The 21,184-nt window shown below is 44.1% G+C and carries 8 protein-coding genes; all 8 read right to left on the reverse strand.

Annotation, left to right across the window (positions count from 1 at the left end; translation table 11 throughout):
• Positions 1–24: 24 nt before the first annotated feature.
• The 8 genes from DW182_RS22805 to DW182_RS17950 all read right to left on the reverse strand — a co-directional run bounded on the left by DW182_RS22805 (position 25) and on the right by DW182_RS17950 (position 20,844).
• On the reverse strand, positions 25–3,231 hold the full coding sequence (locus DW182_RS22805; protein WP_118296389.1) for a glycosyl hydrolase family 28 protein: 3,207 nt from the start codon (positions 3,229–3,231) through the stop codon (positions 25–27).
• Positions 3,232–3,324: 93 nt separating this feature from the next.
• Positions 3,325–6,666, reverse strand: coding sequence for a DUF6250 domain-containing protein (locus DW182_RS17920; RefSeq protein ID WP_118296424.1), 3,342 nt, complete (start codon positions 6,664–6,666; stop codon positions 3,325–3,327).
• A gap of 32 nt (positions 6,667–6,698) precedes the next feature.
• A complete protein-coding gene (locus DW182_RS17925; RefSeq protein ID WP_118296390.1) occupies positions 6,699–9,704 on the reverse strand; it encodes a DUF4982 domain-containing protein in 3,006 nt (1,001 codons plus the stop codon).
• Between the two features lie 100 nt (positions 9,705–9,804).
• Positions 9,805–11,643 carry a silent information regulator protein Sir2 gene (locus DW182_RS17930; RefSeq protein WP_118296391.1) on the reverse strand — a complete coding sequence of 613 codons (1,839 nt, stop codon included), beginning with the start codon at positions 11,641–11,643 and terminating at the stop codon, positions 9,805–9,807.
• 11 nt (positions 11,644–11,654) lie between these two features.
• Entirely contained in the window at positions 11,655–12,983 is a 1,329-nt protein-coding gene (locus tag DW182_RS17935; protein ID WP_118296392.1) for an oligogalacturonate lyase family protein, read from the reverse strand.
• A gap of 175 nt (positions 12,984–13,158) precedes the next feature.
• Positions 13,159–15,462: a RagB/SusD family nutrient uptake outer membrane protein gene (locus DW182_RS17940; protein WP_118296393.1), complete on the reverse strand. Its 2,304-nt coding sequence runs from the start codon at positions 15,460–15,462 to the stop codon at positions 13,159–13,161.
• A 27-nt stretch (positions 15,463–15,489) separates the two neighbouring features.
• A complete protein-coding gene (locus DW182_RS17945; protein ID WP_118296394.1) occupies positions 15,490–18,849 on the reverse strand; it encodes a TonB-dependent receptor in 3,360 nt (1,119 codons plus the stop codon).
• Positions 18,850–19,662: 813 nt separating this feature from the next.
• Positions 19,663–20,844, reverse strand: a complete 1,182-nt coding sequence (locus DW182_RS17950; protein WP_117706778.1) for a phage integrase SAM-like domain-containing protein — start codon at positions 20,842–20,844, stop codon at positions 19,663–19,665.
• Positions 20,845–21,184: the final 340 nt, after the last annotated feature.

The following is a 21,184-nucleotide window of genomic DNA, read 5'->3' on the forward strand; positions in this document are numbered from 1 at the left end:
TCTTTTAAATACTACATTATATAATTACTTTTTAAATTCATATCCTCTGAAACTTCCTTTCAGATCAGGTCCGAAATAGAAACCGGGTTGTGTCGGTTGGTTGTATGCTACGTTTTGTGTAGCAATACTGATCCTATAAACCGGATCTTCCAGGAAAGTATGGAAACGGTAATCAGTTGCTATGGGTGATACATAGAGACGTAGGGTCGTATTGTCTTCCGTACGCAGCAGTACTTCTTCGCGCCAGTCGCCCAGAATATCGCCTTGCAGGCAGGGAGTTGCTTTGGTTCCGTTGTTTGATACAGCACCTTCGAATGTGACGAGCGGTTTGCAGACGCCGGCTTCCCAATCGTACTTGGATACCACATTCTTGTTCAGCAACTCACGGAGTAAATCACCGTCCCACCATACAGCCATATTGGCAGAGAGTGTTTTGATATTGGGATTGACTACTTCTCCCTTGATATTGCGTAGCCCTTTCGATTCCCATGACCACATCTCCACGCCGGGGTTCGTCGGGTCGATGTCGGCAGCCATACAACGGCCTACGTCTATTCCGCTTTTCACCTGAAAGAATACTTTTCCTGTTGCTGCATCGCGGAAGCTGGAACCGTCGCGCTTATTTTCGTGGCAATCCCACACCTGAAGTCCGGGCATGTCGGGTGAGAACTTCGTCAGATGCATGGCATCTCCGTGTCCCATTCCGGTAGAGTAAAGCCCTTTCCCATTATTATCGATGGCGCAGGAGCCATATATAATTTCGTCACATCCATCCCCATCTACATCTGCTACACGGAGGTTATGGTTGCCTTGTCCTGCATAAGCTTTGTATTCCGGGGTATTACTGTCGAATATCCAACGTTGTTTCAGTTCTTTTCCATTCCAGTCGAAAGCTGCAAGTACAGTGCGGGTGTAATATCCGCGGCACATCACTACACTGGGATGGATGCCATCCAGATAGGCAACAGCTGCCAGGAAACGGTCGCTTCGGTTGGCGCGGTTATCTCCCCAATCTGCTAGATTTCCGCGTGCAGGAACATAATCGATAGTCTGCATAGCGGCACCTGTGCGTCCATTGAAGACGGTGAGGTATTCATTACCCTTCAGGATGCGACCTTGATTGGCAGGGGTACCCGGTTCGCGATAGTCGGCTGCGGCATCCCCGATCACTTTGCCTTGTCCGTCGATAGTCCCGTCAGAAGTCTTCATGATGATCTCCGCACAGCCGTCGCTATCGAAATCATATACCATGAATTGAGTGTAGTGCGCACCTGCACGGACATTGTGTCCCATATCAATACGCCAGAGCCGTTCACCTGTCAATCGGTAGCAATCGAAAAGGACATTTCCAGTATAGCCATCATGGGCATTATCATGTGCGTTCGATGGATCCCATTTCAGAATAATCTCATATTCTCCATCCCCATCGACATCACCAATAGAAGCGTCATTGGGTATATAGGTGAATGCTTGTCCCGAAGGGGTGACCCCATCCGCCGGACGGTCCAGCGGAATATGGATGTATCCTATAGGCGCCTTCGTCGGCAGTGTATAGTTGCCCTCGATATGCCCTGTTTCCACGCCGTTTACAACGGGTTTTACGGTGTACGTAGCTGCTTTCTTTCCTTTATAGGCATCCCGGTAGAAGGTTCCCGTAGTAGCAGGTACTTCGGCTATCTTCTTTCCGTCCCGATAGAGGTTGAATGCTGTGTTCTCGGGGTCGGATGAGAGGTATCTCCAGGAAACAGCTACTTCTGCCGGGTTCTCACGGATGGCTACTACACCACGACCTAACTTTTCCTTTTGTAGCTTTGAATAATCATAAGCTGGAGCGTTCGCCGCGTTGCGGAAGCGGCCGTACGTCACGTTCTCTTCCGTTACATTCTCTACGTTATGTACGTTCTTGATGAATTTCGTAACTTCATCAGCATGCACGTTCTTTATAACGACGTTCTTTGCAGGCAGTTTGGCATCACCTTTCAAATCGTAGATGGCCTCGGTGCGTTCGCAGGTCACGTTAGTCATGTATAGACCATCGATACGGGTGATACGCTCCTCGTAAGTAGGCACCAGATCGCGCCATTGGTAGAGTACATCCGTATCAATTTCGAGTACACGCTGCATCTTGCCTGCTTTCACATTCTCCATGTGGATGTTTTCGATGAAACCTCCCCGGCGGTGATTCGTTTTGGCAAAGAAGAGGCGGAACACGGAGTCTGGTGCTGCGCAATCGTGCATATATACGTTGCGTATGCCGCCCGACATTTCGCTGCCGATGCCCAGTAATGTATGTCCTTTTATAATGTCACAGTTACGGATTACAATATTCTCACATGGGGTATCCAGCCGCCAGGCATCCTGGTTGCGTCCGGCTTTAATAACAACTGCGTCATCTCCCTGATCAAACTTACAATCTTCTATCAGGAAGTTCCGGCTCATTTCCAGATCGACACCATCGTTATTGTGTCCGTGGGCATATACGTCCAGATTGCGAACAATACCGCCATCGCACATATACAAGTGTATGGTCCAAAAGGGGCTTTCACGAATCTTGAACTGATCGAGCAAGACATTCTTACATCTGTTGAAGTGTATCAGGTGCGGGCGAAGATTATTTTCTCCTTTCGCCATCTGTCTTTTCTCTACCGGAACATCCGTTGAGGCCATTGTGTAGAGTTCTGCAAGCGCATCCATGTGTGGTTTGGGGCGTTTAAACCATTTACGCCATGTGTCCATGATGGGTTGCAGTGTTCCGGTTCCGGTGATGGCTACATTTTCACAGTCGAAAGCATACACCAAAGGAGAGTAATTGTAACATTCCATACCTTCCCATGACGTCATCACGGCAGGCAGATAGTCTTCCGGATTGTCTGTGAAGCGCAGTATGGCACCGTCGGATAAATACAGGTTCACATTGCTCATCAGGTGTACGGGACCTGTAAGCCACTCGCCAGCGGGAATCACTACACGGCCGCCACCGGCTTTGTTGCATGCCTTGATGGCCTTAGCGATGGCTTTTGTATTTATAGTCTTCCCTCCTTTTACTGCTCCATAATTTGCGATGGAAAAATCACGATTGGGGAAAATAAATTCCTTTATCGGCTCCATGGCGAAAGGTGCATTGACAGTGACAGTCTTATATTTGGGAGCAGGTATAGCGCCTGATAATCCCAGCGCAATCGCTGCAATGGCAGCTATGCCGACCAAGGATTTAAAACAAGGTTTTTTCATGATATATTTTGTTTTTGATTAATTGCAAAAATACGGCTTAATACGAAATACTTCCATAGAATAATATGCAATATACATGGAAAATCGTGCAAATTACTCGTCCATGGGAATCACTTCCTGCATGTAAATGGCATCCAGACTCCACAGGGCGGCATCGTTTGTGCTGATACTGGTACATTCATCCAGCGGGGCAGGCACCTCGGGCGGAAGTAGAGTTGTGATGCGGAAAGGCGGTGCCGGCGTGTGCTCCAGTCTTGTGAACAAATCCGCCCAAGCCTCCTTTGCCATTTCCGGGTTGCGTGTATGATAAGCAGCGTAGCCCATCAAACGTGAAATGCGAAAACGGCTACGGTTTAGCTCCCATGCCTTCTGTTTATAACGTATCGTATAATCTAACCAGGCATCTTTCCATTCGGGTAGTTCAATCATCCGGAGCATTTCGTTCATCACCTCGAAGCCGCCCATGATACTCATTAAATGATTGGTACTTTCCAGTTTGGGATCGCACTCACTGCTGATGACACCGGTTGCAGGGTCAAAGCCAAGCGCTTTAGGGCCTGTGAAAATCCGGTTGGGCAGGGCGACGATACTCTTCATGCCGGTAATGATTTTATCGCGGTAAGCCACATTGCGAGTGCGTTCCCATTCCGTCATCCAGTTTCCGGCGTATGCCAGCCAGTCGGGACCAATGCGCAGGCGGGCAGGGGCGGTGCAAGGATATTTGCTACATGGTTGTGCCAGACGCATTGGGTCGAGAGTATAGAGCTTCTGTTCGGCGTCTTTCACCTCGGTCATGAGATCTCCACAGCGTTCGTCCGTAGTGAGATAATAGTAGAAGCGATTCCAGGCAGCCTGACTGATGCGTGCTTCCTTGGCGCCACATCCCCAATGGCTGACGTTGTGACGACTACCCAATCCGGCATTCTCCCCTATGTGGTAGACATCTACCTCGGCTGTATGGCGGGTCATAGCCTCTGCCATACGCCAAATGTCTGCACGTCCTGTGCGCAGAAAATTATACCAAAGCCACATATTGGAGGCCAGTTCTGTATTGTCCCAAGCAAAGCCTCCGATATCGTATCGCCAGGTGTGGCGAACAGGGTCATACGCATGCATGACGTCGCCGTAGTTCCAGAAACCATACCATTTGTTCTGTTCGATGGCCTTTTTGTAGAAGTCGATATAGGCATCCAGACGATCTTCCACCCGGCTGCGGAATGGAGTACTGCGATCTGGAAGGCTCCAGACGCCAAAAGCTTGCTGTGCGTGCAGGTATTTGGGAGTAGGCATCAACACACCTGGTTCCGAAAGTTGCTTGGCACGGTCGGCAAAAGCCTTCTTCCCGGCATATCCTCCCTGCGGGATCAGGGTGAGTGTAGTAGTACGGGCAATTCCATAGGGTGTGCTCAGGCCTTCCTGAACATCCTCGTAACTGGCGTTTAAATCGTGCGCTACATTATCGTAGTGGCGTAAATCCATGGGCTCGGCATCGGGACTCCATAGCCAGGCGGTAAGGGTAGCTACGGGAGCCTTCGTCTCGGAGATTTCGATGGCCGAAGGATAAGACTGCCAGAAGTCGTGCAGGCAAAGCCCCAATCCGCCACTGACGTCGCCGGCAAAAGCATATCCCTCACTGCGCGTGCCGGAGAAGGTGCCTATCCAGAGATTTGTGTCATTGGCCCGTTTACGGATGGAGAAAGCATCTGCAGTGAGCTGAGAGAGGCGGTAGGTGTTCCACGATGCCCAGTTGTCCAACAGTGAGCGATTTTTTTCATCAAAAGCTTCATAAGGCGGGATACGTTTCCCTTCCATCTGTTGTTGTTGCAGGGAGGCTTCCTTATCCTTGCTGGCATTTTTATCTGTCACATCCCGGCCGGAGTTCCTGTTCGCCGCATCGCCTAATGTCAGCACACGACGCCCTACTAATGGTTGCACAGGTTCGCTCCACACTCCACCGTCAGCACTGGAGAAGGCTATGTGGCGGTTGTAAAGCGCTTCACGCATAGGTACGTCGAACCGGATGCCCAAGGCACGAATGAAATCCTGGTTCTGGTCTCCATCGAACAGGAAACTATGTACTATCTTCATCTGTTCACTTCCACTATAGAAATAGAGACGTACCACAAAGGGTAGCCATTCGCGTCCGTCTTTATTCTTATGTACGCCCTCCAGTTTTATCAGCGTACGTATAGCGCCGCAACGCTCTACCGTTGCTGATTTCACTTCGCTCACATAGTTACTGAAAGATACCTGCGAAGTGCTTTCAAGAATGGGCGTGCTTTGTGTGCTACATATCAGGCGTGTTTTTTCGCCCACCTTCACCCCTTTATATAGCAGACTGTCTATTAGGAATTCGCCTTGGCGGGGAATGTAGGCCGAAATTACTCCTGTTTCTATCAGAATGTTTCGTGGCGTCTCGGTGACAGAAACGGATGCTTGATCGTTGGGATTTGTTGTTCTTGCCTTTTTTACCGACTTCTTTTTTGCTAGTTCAAGTGTCGCCCCCTCTGTTCCAGCAGGGATAACGCCTGCTACTCCGCTCCATTTCACCGAACCGTCCGGCCAGTAGGCCAGCACCCAAGTGTCGATTGGTATGTTTTCACCATTTACGGTAGTTAACTGTAAAGTGCTTTTAGGAGAGATTTTGCCTTTCTCAAAAGGCACACCGAAGCTGACCGCTTTGTCCATTTCGGGAGTGCTGCCGATCCATTGCAAAGGCACAGCGGAGGTTTCTTGCAGTGAGCACTCGTAGCGGAAATTGGTAATGCGGGTACGCGATAGGGTGGTACGGAAGCCAAACCAACCTTCAGTCAGTGGCTTGGCATCCCTGAAATCCACCAGACGCTTTCCGTCTATATAATAACTAACCCTATTATTCTCGTTCGTAATTTTAATATGATACCAGTGGTTCGCTTTCAGTAAATGCTCTGCATCGGTATATTCTTTTAAGACCGCAGGGCGAGCCTGAGGATCGGTGATGCCTGCTTCATTACCATCATAGCGACGGAAGCGTGTAGTGGAGTTGTGGTTTCCGCCATATCCCAGATAATAAAGTTGCAGGGAGTAGCAGTTCAGGAATATTCCGTTGCGCCACTTCTCGCGTTTCCATAAGTTGTCCGGATGTTTCGGGTCAGAAGCCATCCAGAAGCAATTTAAATCACTCAGGCGGTCTTTTCCCGTTTCACTGACTACGCAGGCATCGTATTCAATGGTGACTTTGCCGCTCATCTTTTCCTTTCTCCAGAGAGTCAGCCCTTTTGGGGAGACAATCTCAACTGTATCTCCCCGGAACGTTACTTTGTAATCGGGCGATTCCGACTCCACTTTCCAGAATTTGTGAAACTGGCGGGCATTTAAGCCGGAAATCTGGTTATTTTTCTTCTCATAGGATTGAGAAAAAGCATATATACTCCCGCAAAGCAGGAGTATATACATAACCATTTGTTGTTTTATATAACAATTCAACCTTATTGCCATAAGTTTTCTTTAAACTCTATTTCCACAATGCGTAATTCGTGCCTGGTCTTGTCTCCATCCTTAGCTTTATATAAATCCAATTCATTGGCGACGGGAGCAGCTACCTCAACTATTTGTCCGAAGGCGTCCCCTTCTTTGCTGGCCCCTTTCAAGCGAATGGTAATCTCGTTGGTCAATACAGGTTTTACTTTCAAATGAACATATCCCAGACTTTTTTCTGTTTCTCCACTCCAGATCAGTTCGTCACCTGCATAGATTTCCAGCGGATAACTGCGCAAACGCCATCCGGTCAGTTTCAGGCAAACTTCATCCACCCGTGCGGCACGTTCCAATTGGTAAGTGATCCAGGCTGTATTTGCCCTTCCGTCATTTTTCCACTCGCTCAATTCGTTATCATCGAAACTATTGATAGTGCTTTCATTATTTGCACCGGCGACAGCAGATAAGATGCCAACATCTACTTTCGTATCTTTATAAGAAGGTGTTAATGGAGTTTCTCCACGGGTTAATCTGCCTTCCAGTTCATTGCCGGGGATATAGCTGCTTAATCCATCTTTTACTTCTATGGGCGATGATGAGAAGCTGATTTCAGCAGATTTTAAACCCTCGGCTTTTGCAGTCACGCGAACTGTACCGGCAGTTGTCAGAGAGCGGATGAGTGCGCGGTTGATACCACATTCTACCGGCAAATCTTTTGAAAGAATAAAATTGTCTTTTCCCTGTGCGATACCACCACGCCATTCGGCAGGTCCTTCCACATCGAAATGTATCAGGTCATTGGCCAACGGACAACGTCTGCCATCTTTATCCATTACTTCTACCTGAAGCAATACCATATCTGCACCGTCTGCTTTCCATCCATTAGGACTCTGAATCAGGCTCAACTTTATTTGCTCCGGTTCACCGGCTGTCTGTAAGTGGGTGCGACAGCATTCTGTTCCGTTTTCATCATAGCCCACTGCTTCCAATTTACCGGCTGCAAATGCTACGTTTTCAAAAGTATATAAGAAATGGTGGTCTCTATTACCATATCCTAAGGATGTTCCATTCAGGAATAATTCCACTTTCTCTGCACTGGAAACTACATAGACCGGTTTCACTATACCTTCTTTATAATTCCAATGGCCAATGATATGGATACGTGGATTTTCTATATCTACCCAACCGTCCCACATCACCTGATGCGCAAAGAAAGGATCTTTGGGAATGCGCATGGCATCAGTTACCCCGCTACGACGATAATTTTCTACCCCGCGGAAATGAGTATTGGTATCAGAGAAGATGATCTTTACTCCACCTGAACTAACACGATCCCCGGTTCCCGGGCGTTCACGCCAATAGTCGAACCAGCGAATTATATTTTCTATCGTAAATGAATCCTGATTATGATTGTAAGCGCGTGCGTCTACTTTCTTCTGGATTTTATTGGTTGCAGCGGATCTGAAAGAATTGTTCCCTTCTCCATTCTTATGATAGGGGTAAGAGTATTCGTCCCAATACTTGCGTAATCCTTCATCGCGACAATATTCCATGGCCCACATCGGGTGATGTTTACTCTTATTGATATAAAGCATTTCTCCGCCATATTCGGCTTCGCGGATATCAAGCATTTCACGTGAACCGATGGCACGGCCACCATGAGGGTCATATTTATCGCGTATCGCTTTCATCTCTATCATGTGTTCCCGACTGATAGACTCATTTCCACATTCGTAAAACAGGATACTCGGATTATTACGGTTGTAAATGATAGCATCACGCATTAGTTCAGTCCGTTGTCCCCATTGGCGTCCTTCACGGTCTTTTTCTGCATCACCGGCTTGCATTGCCTGGATCAGTCCCACGCGGTCACACGATTCAATATCCTGTTTCCATGGAGTGATATGCATCCAGCGAACCAAGTTGGCATTATCTTCCACCATCAATCCATTGCTATAGTCACTCAGCCATGCCGGAACGCTCATTCCTACTCCCGGCCATTCATTGCTGGTACGTTGGGCAAATCCCTTCATCTGGATTACGCGATCATTCAGCCATATCATACCTTTCCCAAAGCGAGTTTTGCGGAAACCTGTCCGGGTAGCTACTTCATCTATCTTTTTACCGTCTGCCCATAAACTTGTTTTTACGGTATACAGGTAGCCATATCCCCAACTCCAGAAATGTAAACCGTCCACTTCTGTAGCTGCTTTTAAGGTTACTGTTTCTCCGGGTTTCACTAAAGTCTGAGTACCGTCGAATACTTTGATTGTTTTACCGTCACGGTCTATCAACTCAACTTTATAGGCCACTTGCTTGGCACGTTTGTACTCGTTCTTTATCTCGGATTCCGCATGGATTACCGCTTTGCGGGATTTTACACGAATATCTTCCGCATAGATATAGACACCTGTGGTTTGCAGATTACTGTATAGAGGCAGAGTCTGATATAATTTATCTGTAACATGTAGCCATACATTCTTAGGAATACCACCATAATTAGCATTGAAGTTACGGTCGCTCCACTGATATTTGGTGCCGGTAGCGCGTTCTTTGTAGTTCCAGTCATTATCAATGCGGAGGGCTATTACATTTTCCTGTCCGTATTTTATATAAGGAGTCAAGTCGAAACCAACAGCCATCGCACCATTCTCGTGCAGCCCCAGATATTGACCGTTAATGTAGAAATCAGCTCCCTGGCGGACACCTTCGAATTCTATAAATACCTTTTTATCTTTACTGCCAGCGGGTAAACGGAAGTGTTTACGATACCACATCACTGTATCCGTTAACTGGTCGATGCTTAAGCGAAAAGCTTCATCTTCATTAAAAGCGCGGGGTAAAGTGACTTTTTTCCAATCCGTATCCTGAAAACGTACTTGTTGGGCTTCAGGGGTATCACCAACGGAAAGTAACCAGTCGGAATTGAAATTATATTTATTGCGAGCATCTGATGCTCCTACATACTGGCTTATGGATATAAAAGCCAAAAGGAATAAAAGGATTCTACGTTTCATGGTTTATTAATTTATTTTGGGGAGCAAAACTAGCGTAAAGTTCCCCTCATTCTATAGACAAAAATTCATTTGCATAGATTATCATTCAAAATCATCTTATTTACTCTCCTAAATAGTAAGAAGGTACAGGTGCCTGTGGATAACCCATAGAACGATGTACTACATAATTCCGGTATATCGCATCCTGCATTAAAGTTACACGACGGTCTTTGGCAGGGATATTCGTTGTGTAAATACGAATTTCGCCCGGTAGGGCTGTGATGATCTCTTCACGCCAATCGCCATATAAATCGGCAATCATCAGGATATCTCCTTCAATACCTTCTGTAAGAGATTCCCCTTTCCATTTTATAATGCTTAAAGATTTTCCGTTAGAAGAAGAGTTTGCTCCCCACCGGTTATCATCTCCTTTAAATGTTTCACGCAATAAATCTCCGTCCCACCATGCCCAGTTTCGGCAGGAAGGTACATCTTCGTTCTTGCCTAAGTATTGGCCACTTGCAGAAAGTAAGTATTTGTCCGTACTTCCTCCTTTACGGTCTTCACTTGCGAAACATTCCAGTCCTTTATGAGTAGGATCGAAGTCGGCAACCATTCCGTCACCCACATGGAACGTTTTGCGACCGATGTTCCAAACGGGTTGTCCGGTTTTTGCATCTACCACACAAACTCCACGGCCGTTGTCATGCCAAGGTTCCAAACATAGAAATACTTCCATTCCCGGACGATTCGGGTCAATATCTGTCAGATAAATCTTGTCCGGGTGTCCTAATCCGGTAGACCATAATAGTGTACCATTGTCATCAAGCATGCATGAACCTAAGAGTATTTCATCTTTTCCATCCTGATCCACATCTCCGCAAATCATGTTATGTGATCCCATACTTCTTACTATAGGGTTTTCTTCATCGCTATCCCATCTCCAGGCGCGTTCCAATTTATTGCTATTTAATTGCCAGGCATCTACAACCATCAATTTATAGGTCCCGCGACAAGCTAATATATAAGGTGTCTTCCCATCCAGGTATGCCATACCTATCTGATTACGATTCTGGCGGACAAGATTTCCATATCTGTCATTGCGCTCAGGCCAATCCACGCGGACTATTTCTTCTCCAGTCATGCCATTCAATACGCTCAAGTATTCTTCATCTGAATCTACACGTCCTTTTTCATTGCGTTTTGAATTTTCAGGAGCAGTCTTTAATGCTATTTCAGCTTTGCCATCTCCATTGAAGTCGTAAGCGATAAAAGGGGAATACCATACACCCGGTTCTATACCTTGTCCGAGGTCTTTAGACCACAAAAAAGTACCGTCATTCAGATAAGCCTCAATTTGATAAGTTTCTCCACCCAAAGTGCCCGGCATCCCCGGGTCTACATTTTTATCCGGCGTGCGGATGATGTAATCATAAACCCCGTCTCCATTTAAATCGGTAACAGCTATCTTGCCGGCTTTTATATTTCTATTAAGTTTGATTGATTGATAATTCTTCAATGATGGGAGTTCCACTTCTATTTTAGTAGATGTGTCGATCACTTTTTTCTTTTTATCCAATGCGCAGATCCAATAAGATGCTTTTCCGTTTGCAGGAGATTGATCTATGAAATCACAAGTCGATTTTACCGGAGATTTGGTTAAGCGTTCCGTCTTGCCATTTACAGTACGATATAGATGGAAGGACACATCTGCATCATCTTGTTCCAACAATCTCCAACTAAGATATATGCCTTTTCCATCCATGGCAGGGGCTGCTGTCAGTCCTCTGTTCAAGTGCTCTTTTATTCGTTCGGTTGCAAAACCATTTACTTCAGGCTTCGGCTCATGTCGTGGTTCCAGAATCTCATAGTAGTAAGTACGTTCACGTAAATCTTGGGCTCGTAAACTACTGGCTGTACCGATTAACAAAGTACAGAGGAGTAAATATTTGTTTTTCATTGCTTTCTTTTTTAGTTATTGAATGAAGTTATATCAACCATCATCAGATTCAAACGCTTGCCGTTTGTGAAGTGCCCGGATTGAAAAAGTACTTTTGTGCCGTCGGGACTGAAACTTGGGTGTGCATGATCCGGTTTCATTTTGGTGTCCGAAACCAACCAATGGCGTTGACCGGTCTGTACGTTGATGAGCCAGACATTTCCTCCGAAGGTGTCACCAGCTGCCCAACGATTGTCGCGACTTGCATTGCAATGCCAGAATCCCCGTCCGGTAAGTTGTCCTTCTATGGCTTTGCGGTCTTTATCCAATTCTACCTGACCCACTAATTCCACGTCATCGGTGCGAAGATTGATACGGGCAATACCACTTACTTGTTTACGAAGGCGAGGCTGAAAACCTAGGATGTTGAAATAAACATAGTCTTTGGTTACAAAAGTTTCGTGAGTGACCCAGTCTAATGGAGTTTCTTTATAAAGAGGCTTGAAGACCGAACCGTCTGCTGTGCAGAACCACATGCGCTGATATGCATCGCCACCGGTTTCATTACAGAAAACGATTTCTTCCGGTGTGAAACGGCTGGCCTGTATGTGTCCTGTTTTAAATTCGGTATCGATAACTTTGGTTACTTCGCCGGTAGCAAGGTTCATTTTTCGGATGCCACAAAGAGATGGTTTTATTTTTACCGGCTGATTACTTTCCGGTAAGAATGCATTTTTCGCCATGCGTTCTTTTTCTTCTTCTGTACCTTCACGTTCTACGGTGATATAAGCATAGTCATCGTTGCAATCTATGGCATATCCTCCGGGACGTCCCATGCTTGTGGGAAAGGTACCTAAAAGAGTTTCATAGGCGGTAGGTTTTCCTACCTTTCCTTTTTTTACATCTGCAAAGAACTTATCCAGATCCATTACATACAGATTCCAGTCTTCTTTCTCTTTTCGGCTGATGAACATACGGTTGCTCTTGTTGGCCAGGAATGCACTGCCCAAATCTGGGCCTTCCGTAGCCTGAATGATCTGGCCAGTTGCCATTTCTATAAAATAAATTTGTGTGGGAGTCCAACTGCGTTTCTCTCCATTTGGGAGGGTACGCTCTATCTTTTTATCGTTTGCGCGACTGGATGACCGGAATAATAGATATTTTCCGTCATGTGTCCACATCGGGTCTGTCTGATAGAGGAAACGGTCATTCTTTAAAGTGTCGGTAAGTATGGTAATGGTGTTTCCGGTTTCACGGTCTGTATAAGTTTGCATTTCGGATGCAGTGCAATTACCAAACTGGGCAAACAGTGCTTTACTGAAGCTGGCTAATACAATAATGGTTAAACAGAACTTTCTCATAGTATGTCATTTTTTTATTTGATGTTACAAAACTAGGCGCAATAAACGCTCTGTAAAATAGAAATTCATACATTTATATGGTAAATTGTACGGTTATTCATTTATTTAGGTATATCCGTATATAAGAAAGGGGGGAAACCGTACATAAGTCTCCCCCCCCTACAGATCTTATTAATCAATATCCGTAATTCTGGTAAGCTTTTTTAGCTGAGTCGTCCAGAGGATTACCATTCTCATCCGTCAATAAGTCTAGCATAGACTGGGCAAATGGTTTTAGGGTATAATGGGGTTCGAACATTCCCATGCCATCACCTGTCTGTCCGATACCGTTAATTAAGTTGTCTGAAGAATCCCATAATCCTTGTTTTGAAGATGCTAATTGATCATGGTATATGATGCGGTCTGCCTGCCAGCCCGAGTGATGTAAGTTCTCGTAATATACCATTTCCTGATTCAGTTCGCGTGCTAATTCATTCAGGATGAAGTTTACAAAACGGTCTTCCGTTGATGTGGCAGTTTCCGGATACATTTCTGCATTTGAATGAACAGAAGCACCATCCCAATAAGATTCGTCTACCAACATTGAAGCTGTCATGTCGATTGCCACTTCATATGGCCATTGCTGTTCTGTCTGAGAGAGCTTTTCATGGCCCGGTTGTATAAGAGCAATCACTTCTGCACGCTTTTCACCTGATTTATAAGCAGCACGTGCGCGTACTTTATTAATGTCAGCAATAGCTGCACTGTAATTACCTTTGCGTCCATAAGCTTCGGCACGAAGCAGATAGGTTTCTGCTAAACGGAACAAAGGTACGTCACGGCCGGATTCGTAGTGCGTATAATTATTGCGGTTTGGTTCATCATATTTTAATGTTGCCGGACATGCGGTAGAACCCATTTTGTCCAGACCGGAATAACTTTTATCATTATAAGCATAACTACTTCCTTCGGCTTTAGTAGGAACACGGTAATAATATTTATCTCCATCTTTTATCCAGCGTGCCATCAGGACAAAGGGTTGTGCCAAAGCTTCATTGATGTCAATGGCAGTCTCTTTGGTGTTTTCCACATAAGCGAAAGCCAGATCACCTTTTCCCATTTTATGTTCACCGGGCACAGCTCTTCTATTACCCCAGGATTCTCTTGTATAATTGGGAAGGATATGTTCATTGAAATAATCTGCCATTGCTTCAGTCCATATATAAGTCTTGTTATTATCACTGTTATAAGCGTGATAGTCAAGATTGGCAGCAGGGGATGAGTTTGAATCTCCTCCCTTCAATGCTGTTATATATTCTACGTGGAATGATTTTTGATAGCGGGAGTCAGCTTGTTTGTTAACGTATAGGTCAAAACCGAAGTCATTGGTATAACCTACACGTGCTGAAGATTTTGTGGGATATTCCCAACAGAAATCAGGTATTCCCCAAGAAGCATTGGCATAGTCACCTCCGAAGAAATAAGGCAGGCGGTTACCATAACGGCCATTGTCGGCTCCACCCATCGGACCATATACGCAAGATAGAATCAATTCCCGGCTATTTTCATTTGAATAATCTCCCAATGGATGGTTGAACAATTTTCCAAAGTCAGGTTCCAAATCATAATAACCATGATCTATAACCTTTGATGTATAATATATACAGGAATCCAGGTCGGCAGCACCTTCTCCTTTATATAGCATACCTAAATAAGATTTCTGGTTATTGGTATCTACATGACCGTCGGCTTTTACACCATATTCCGAACTACCATATTTAGCACCTTGTGCACGTTGCAAATAGAGTTTTGCCAAAAAATGTGCGGCTGCCCCTTTCGTTGCTCGACCGAAGTCTGTAGTCAGATTCTGTTCATTGACATCCGGCAGATGATCATAAGCATAACGCAAATCTGTAATTAGCATCCGGTATATATTGGGAACGCTTTCACGGGCATAGTTGTAATTGGAGGGAAGCTCTTCTGTATATCCTTGCGGAACGAATATTTCACCGTACATGGTGCTCATAATGTAAAGTGAGTAGGCACGGTTGAATAAAGCTTCTGACAGAGCCTTGGCTGCATAATTTGCATCGCTGGCAAACTTGCCGAGCGCTTTGCCTTCACGGATAGATATTATAGCCCGGTTACAGTTGTTAATGATGGGGTAGAAGCCTAATAGTGATTTGGCATTCTCACCGCACAAGCCATTGGTAAAACCTGCCAACTTTCCAGTTGCATTCCATTCACTCGCGGAATACATACCCCGTGATGCTGTTTTCTGAGAGAAGTTATCTACTCCTGCCATCAAGCTTGCAGGACCTTGTTCGTATTGTTTTGTTACCCGCAAGGCGTCGTATGTACCTACGATCAGTTGTTCCAGACCTTGTTCGGTCTCAAAATAATCTTGCGTAATGGTAGATACCATTTTTTCTTCCAGAAAGCTGTCTGTACAAGATATGCTTCCCAATGCAATTATCGATAGTAATATATATTTCTTCATATTGTATTTATCTTAATATTCTGTTATTTAAAAGCCAAGTCTCAGACCTATCACATAACTGCGGTTCAACACTGTATTATTGGTCTGGCCTCCAATATAATTAGTCGGATTAGTACTTTCGCTCCATCCTGTAGTATCATCCGGGTTGATTCCTGCCTTTACTAATTCACCCCCGAAAATGAAGGGGTTCAGTACTTGGGCATAAATAGAGCAACTGGACGCACCTATCTTATTTAGAATTTTTTCGGGCAGTGTATATGACAATGCAATGTTACGGATGGCAACCATATTGCCTTTAGTGTAACTCATATAAGCACTATAGTCTGTAAAAGTCTCTCCTCCTGCGCGCGGTTGCGGGAATCGGGCTCCCGTATTTTCAGGACTCCAGGTATCCTTCTCAACGCGACGTCCGTAAGTTTGCATTAATCCGTAATACGTATTGCCGAAGCGGCCATAGACAAATGCATTCAGCTGCCAGTTCTTGTAAATGAATGTAGTAGTAAAACCACCTTCCCATTTCGGGGTAAATGAACCTAAGAAATGATTGTCATCATTATCAAATTTTCCGAAACCGTTATTCATATAAGTGATTTCTTGCTTCTGTCCATTGACATCAATAGTTTTTGTTACTGCTCCTTCTGTACCTTTTGGTACTTCGATGAATGGTTGATCTACCAATTTAGCCATACCTGGGAACATCGTAATACCATTTGCTTTATAAACTGCCAGCAGTCTTTGGTCATCAGTAGTATTCTGCCACAGGCGATCGTATTTGTATGTCCAAACCTCATTGATTGGTTTTCCTATAAACCAGCCATTGGCGGTATCGTCATTTTTACCATCAGCCAATTCTACTATCTTTTCTTTGTTAGTAGAGAAGGTGAAATCGGTTTTCCAGGTAAAGTTTTTGGTTTGGACATTTACAGTAGACAATGTTAATTCAAAACCCTTATTTTGAGTCTTGCCTACATTCGATAAAATTTGGGTATATCCGGTCATGATAGGAATAGAACGGTTTAATAGTAAATCAGAAGTTTTGGCAATGTAGTATTCGGCACTACCGGTGATTCTACTATTCAGAAAGCCGAAGTCGATACCCACATTCGTGGAAGCAGTTTTCTCCCAACCAAGCATTTTGTTGGGCAATACGGAAGCCTTGGCACCGGTGGTGTTTGTGGTTACTGCACCTTGCCCGAAAGGCTTGTTAGCCCATTGTGAAACCATTGCTCCACCTGTTTGATATGGACTGACAGAAGCATTACCGGTCACACCATAACCTACACGTACTTTCAATGTATTGATCCATCCTATAGCTTGCATGAAATTTTCCTCATTCACCTTCCATGCCAGGGCGGCTGAAGGGAAGAAATCCCATTTATTATCTACGGCTAACATTGAAGCACCATCCCAACGACCTGTCAAGGTAATCAGATAACGGTCCATCAAAGAATAATTAATGCGGCCCATATAAGAAGCGCGTTGTTGTTCGCTGAATGAGGAACCTATACCGGCCTTTGATGTGTTGGAGTCACCTACACTATACCACAATGCGGTGGGGAATTTACATTCATAAGCGCGTACCTCGATACCTTCTGTACGATAATATTCGGCAGATTGCATTAATGTCAGTCCCAAAGAGTGGATTCTATTGAATGTTTTGTTTACAAAAATCATATTTTCCAATGTCCATGCCAATTTCTGGCTTTGGTTGTTGTAAGCTACATTCGGTTCTGTTGAGGCATACCCTAGCGGATTGGTGAAATCGTTACCATAATAACTACCTTCGCGTGCATTACGGTATTGTGCACCGAAGTTTGTACGCCATCTTATACCTTCCAGCGGAGTCCAGATTTTCCCGAAGTCCAGTTCAGCAAAAGAGCTTAACATAGCTCCGTAATAGCGTGTTTCATTCTGCGCCTGGTCAATGTTCAGTAGTGCATTGTGTTGCGAAGGACCATCAGACGGGCTCAGTAAGGAACCGTTTTCATCGTATGCCGGTGCATATGGCATCAGGTTGGTGGCTAAACCATAAGAGTCTTTGGCAGTAGTGTTTGAGAAGTTACTTACAATACCATAATTTTTAATGGAATGGCTGAGATTAACGCCCATGCCAACTTTCAGGAAATCGGTAGCCTGTATTTCACCATTCAAATTCACTGTATAGCGTTTGTAGTCCTGATCCTTCATCGGTGATTGCTGGTCCAGATATGCCAAAGACATATAAAGTTTTGATTTTTCGGTACCGGCAGACAGGGATAACTGGTGATTGTGAGTAATTGCCGTGCGGGTTACATAGTCTGTCCAGGGAGTTGTGGGTATTTTCGAGGAATCGTATACCGGAACTCTGGCAGCATATCCCAGAACCTTTTGTTCATATTCGGTGGCGTCACGTAATACAGGAGTACCATCGCTATTAAATTGGAAGGCCGAATTGAATACTGGACGCAGATAGGGGTATTTGGTTACACCGCCAAAATACGCATCACCATCAATATCGGGGTCGGGAGCATTGCCATACTTACCTGTATATGCATTTGCATTAATATTAGACTGGCGATTCCAGTCAATCAGTTCTCCTGAGTTCATCCAGTCAGTCATAGAATCAATCGTTGAAAAGGACATTGAACCATCGTAGTTAATGGTCACCTTGCCGGTTTTACCCTTTTTGGTACTGATCAGGACGACGCCGTTGGCTCCACGTGAACCATAAATAGCTGTGGCAGACGCATCCTTTAAAATTTCCATAGATTCTATATCGTTGGGATTGACATCAGCCATAGAACCTGCAGTCATCGGGATTCCATCGATTACATATAGCGGGTCGTTGCTTGCATTAATGGAACGATTACCACGGATGCGTACATCACCCAGTTCCCCCGGGCGGTTGTTGGATGTAATTTGCACGCCGGCAGCTTTACCTTGCATCGCTTGTAAAGCATTCTGTACCGGGCGCTCTTTGATTGTTTTTTCCGTTACTTGAGTTAGTGCTCCGGTTATGTCGCTTTTCTTCTGTACACCATAACCTACTACCACTACTTCATCCAGAATTTCAGCATCTTCTTCTAATGTAATATGAAAAACGGATTTCCCCCCCGCAGGAATATCCTGAGTTTTGTATCCGACAAAACTCACCTGTATAATCCCATTGTCAGGTACATTGGAGATGGTAAATTTACCATCGATATCGGTAATTGTACCATTTGTAGTACCTTTTACTACTACACTGGCTCCAATTACAGTTTCACCCGTTTTGTCGGTGACAGTACCCGAAACGGTTTTGCTTTGTGCAGCGGCTCCTATAGCCAATGCCGAGAACAAAGCCACGAGAAACAGCCGCTGGAGTTTACCCAGACGACTCAACAGACTTAAATTCTTGCTGTTTTTCATACTTTAATTATTAAGTTAAACAAAAGTTAACTTGATAATATCCAAATAGAATAGCTGAGGCTCTGATATAGAGGTACATCAAGAGTTTCAATACAATAATTCAGAGCAAAGTTTTACGCTTATCATTTGAGTTTCTCCCTGAGTTGATTATTAAAATGTTGTGCTCCCAAGTTTTTCATTCAAACAATGTTTTCATCAATCTTTCCTACATCCTACACCGATGAAGATTTTTCTTTGATTTTCAGGTGTATATGTGGAGAATGAAGAGGCACTTTATCCATAACATACTCATCCTCAGTTCTTATGGATGGTTTCTGTAAGCCTCGCCAGATTGCACATAAATATCCTTTTTTGCAGTAGATTTGAGTCTGTTTAATTCGTTGGCGGAATTTGGAAGCTGTCAATATCCTGTCAGAGGTATATCAAAAAGGGGGCAAATCCTTATTTGCTCCGTACCATCTCCACATAGAGGTACTTCTAACCGAATCTGTTACGGAGTTGATACGGACCGGATACTGCCCAACTCCAGCCTTGATCTCTTTCGGACACAAAGTGAAAGTCATTCCGCCAACTGATCGCATACTTTACAGAACACCACACAATAACTCTTTTAACGCCACACGGTAACTCCATTTACATGCCGTGGTAAAACTCGTTACATGCCGTGGTAAAACTCGTTACATACCGTGGTAAAGACCGTTACAATAAGCGGTAAAGACCGTTACATCCTGTGGTAAATGCTTTTACATTATGAGAAAAACAATTGGTAAATGTAATGCGTTGAATATTAAAGCATTATTAAAGAACTTGCATTTATTGAATTAATCGGTCGAGAATTGCTCTGAACACTTTATCAGCATGCTCCTGCATGATTCTGATATAATTGAATATGGGACGGTTGTTTTTCATGCTATGCCCTATGCAATATTCTATTTTTTCTATTTCAATTCCTAATTCATATCCATGTTGGGCAAATGTTTTTCTGGCGGAGTAATAGGATACTTTTCTAGTAACTCCGGCTAACTTTGCCACCTTATATATATGTCTGAACACTAAACTATATACTTTCTCATAAGACGAGTATTTGCCAAAGACTAATTTTCCGCTTTCTGATATGTACTTATTGATGATATCTTGTGCTTCCGGTTGAATGGTAAAGGCTATTTCGTTCTCACTCTTCTTGCTGTTCCGGGTTTTATGACGCACATACCGCATGCAGTTCCGGTCTTTAAAATCGTATTCCATCAAGTCTCTCAAGTTAATGCCACCTAAATAATAAGTAAGCATGAATAGATCCCGTACCATTTTCAGGGTCGGTTTGCACAATTTTACATCCCTGATTCTTTTCATTTCATCTATGGTTAAGTCTAATTCCCTGACGTTACTGACTGGCATTTTGAATAGCACAAAAGGATGGACCGGATAATTTACGTAGTTCATTTTCCTGGCATAGTTCAGTATGACTCTTATTAAGGTAAGGTAAATTCTGACAGAGGTTGCGGACAACCCTTCTTCTTTCATTGTATTGGCAAAACCTTGTATATGCAGTGGCGTAAGTTGTATCAGAGGGAAATCTCCTTTCATATACTTCTGAAATTTTTCACAGGCTATCCTGTACAACTTATAGGACTTCTTTTGCTCTTCATTTTTCATAGAAGAGAGGTATTCATCAGTTACCACACGAAAAGTAACTCTTTTTTTTTGTTGTTCACGGGTAATGGTATGTATCAACTCCGTACACGACAGTGTTTGTAAATAATGAATGGATGATAAGATTTCTTCGTATTCATAGATTATCTTGCGCAGGCAAGTGTTAATATTTGCTGCATTTTCGTGCCTGACTACTTTACCATTTTTCAGTTGGTTTGCAGAATCCAATATGAATTGAGTAGAAATATATCTGGTTTGCGAACGGTGCGCTACTGCAATTCTTATTCGATGTCTTCCATTGGATAACTTTTTTGTAGGTACAATGACTATTGAAAGATTGGCCATATTCGTTTTTGGATTTATATGTTTCTCGCTACAATATTAGAGTAACAATTCCGATAATAAAATGCCCGGAATAATCAAAATGCTACGAGGACTAATCATTTTGATTTTATTCACAGTCGTTGATACTATTTTTCAGTTGAAAAGACTGAATTTTCCATGCTTTGACACAATCCTACATTCCCTTTTTTGTACTTTGCATATATATTTGCAACACTTTTTCACAGGTGGGAGACCTTAATTCTCCTGAGAGAATAGAAAACTAACTTTTGTTTAACTTAATAATTAAAGTATGAAAAACAGCAAGAATTTAAGTCTGTTGAGTCGTCTGGGTAAACTCCAA

It is taken from the genome of Bacteroides sp. AM16-24, assembly GCF_003471885.1.
GTDB lineage: Bacteria > Bacteroidota > Bacteroidia > Bacteroidales > Bacteroidaceae > Bacteroides.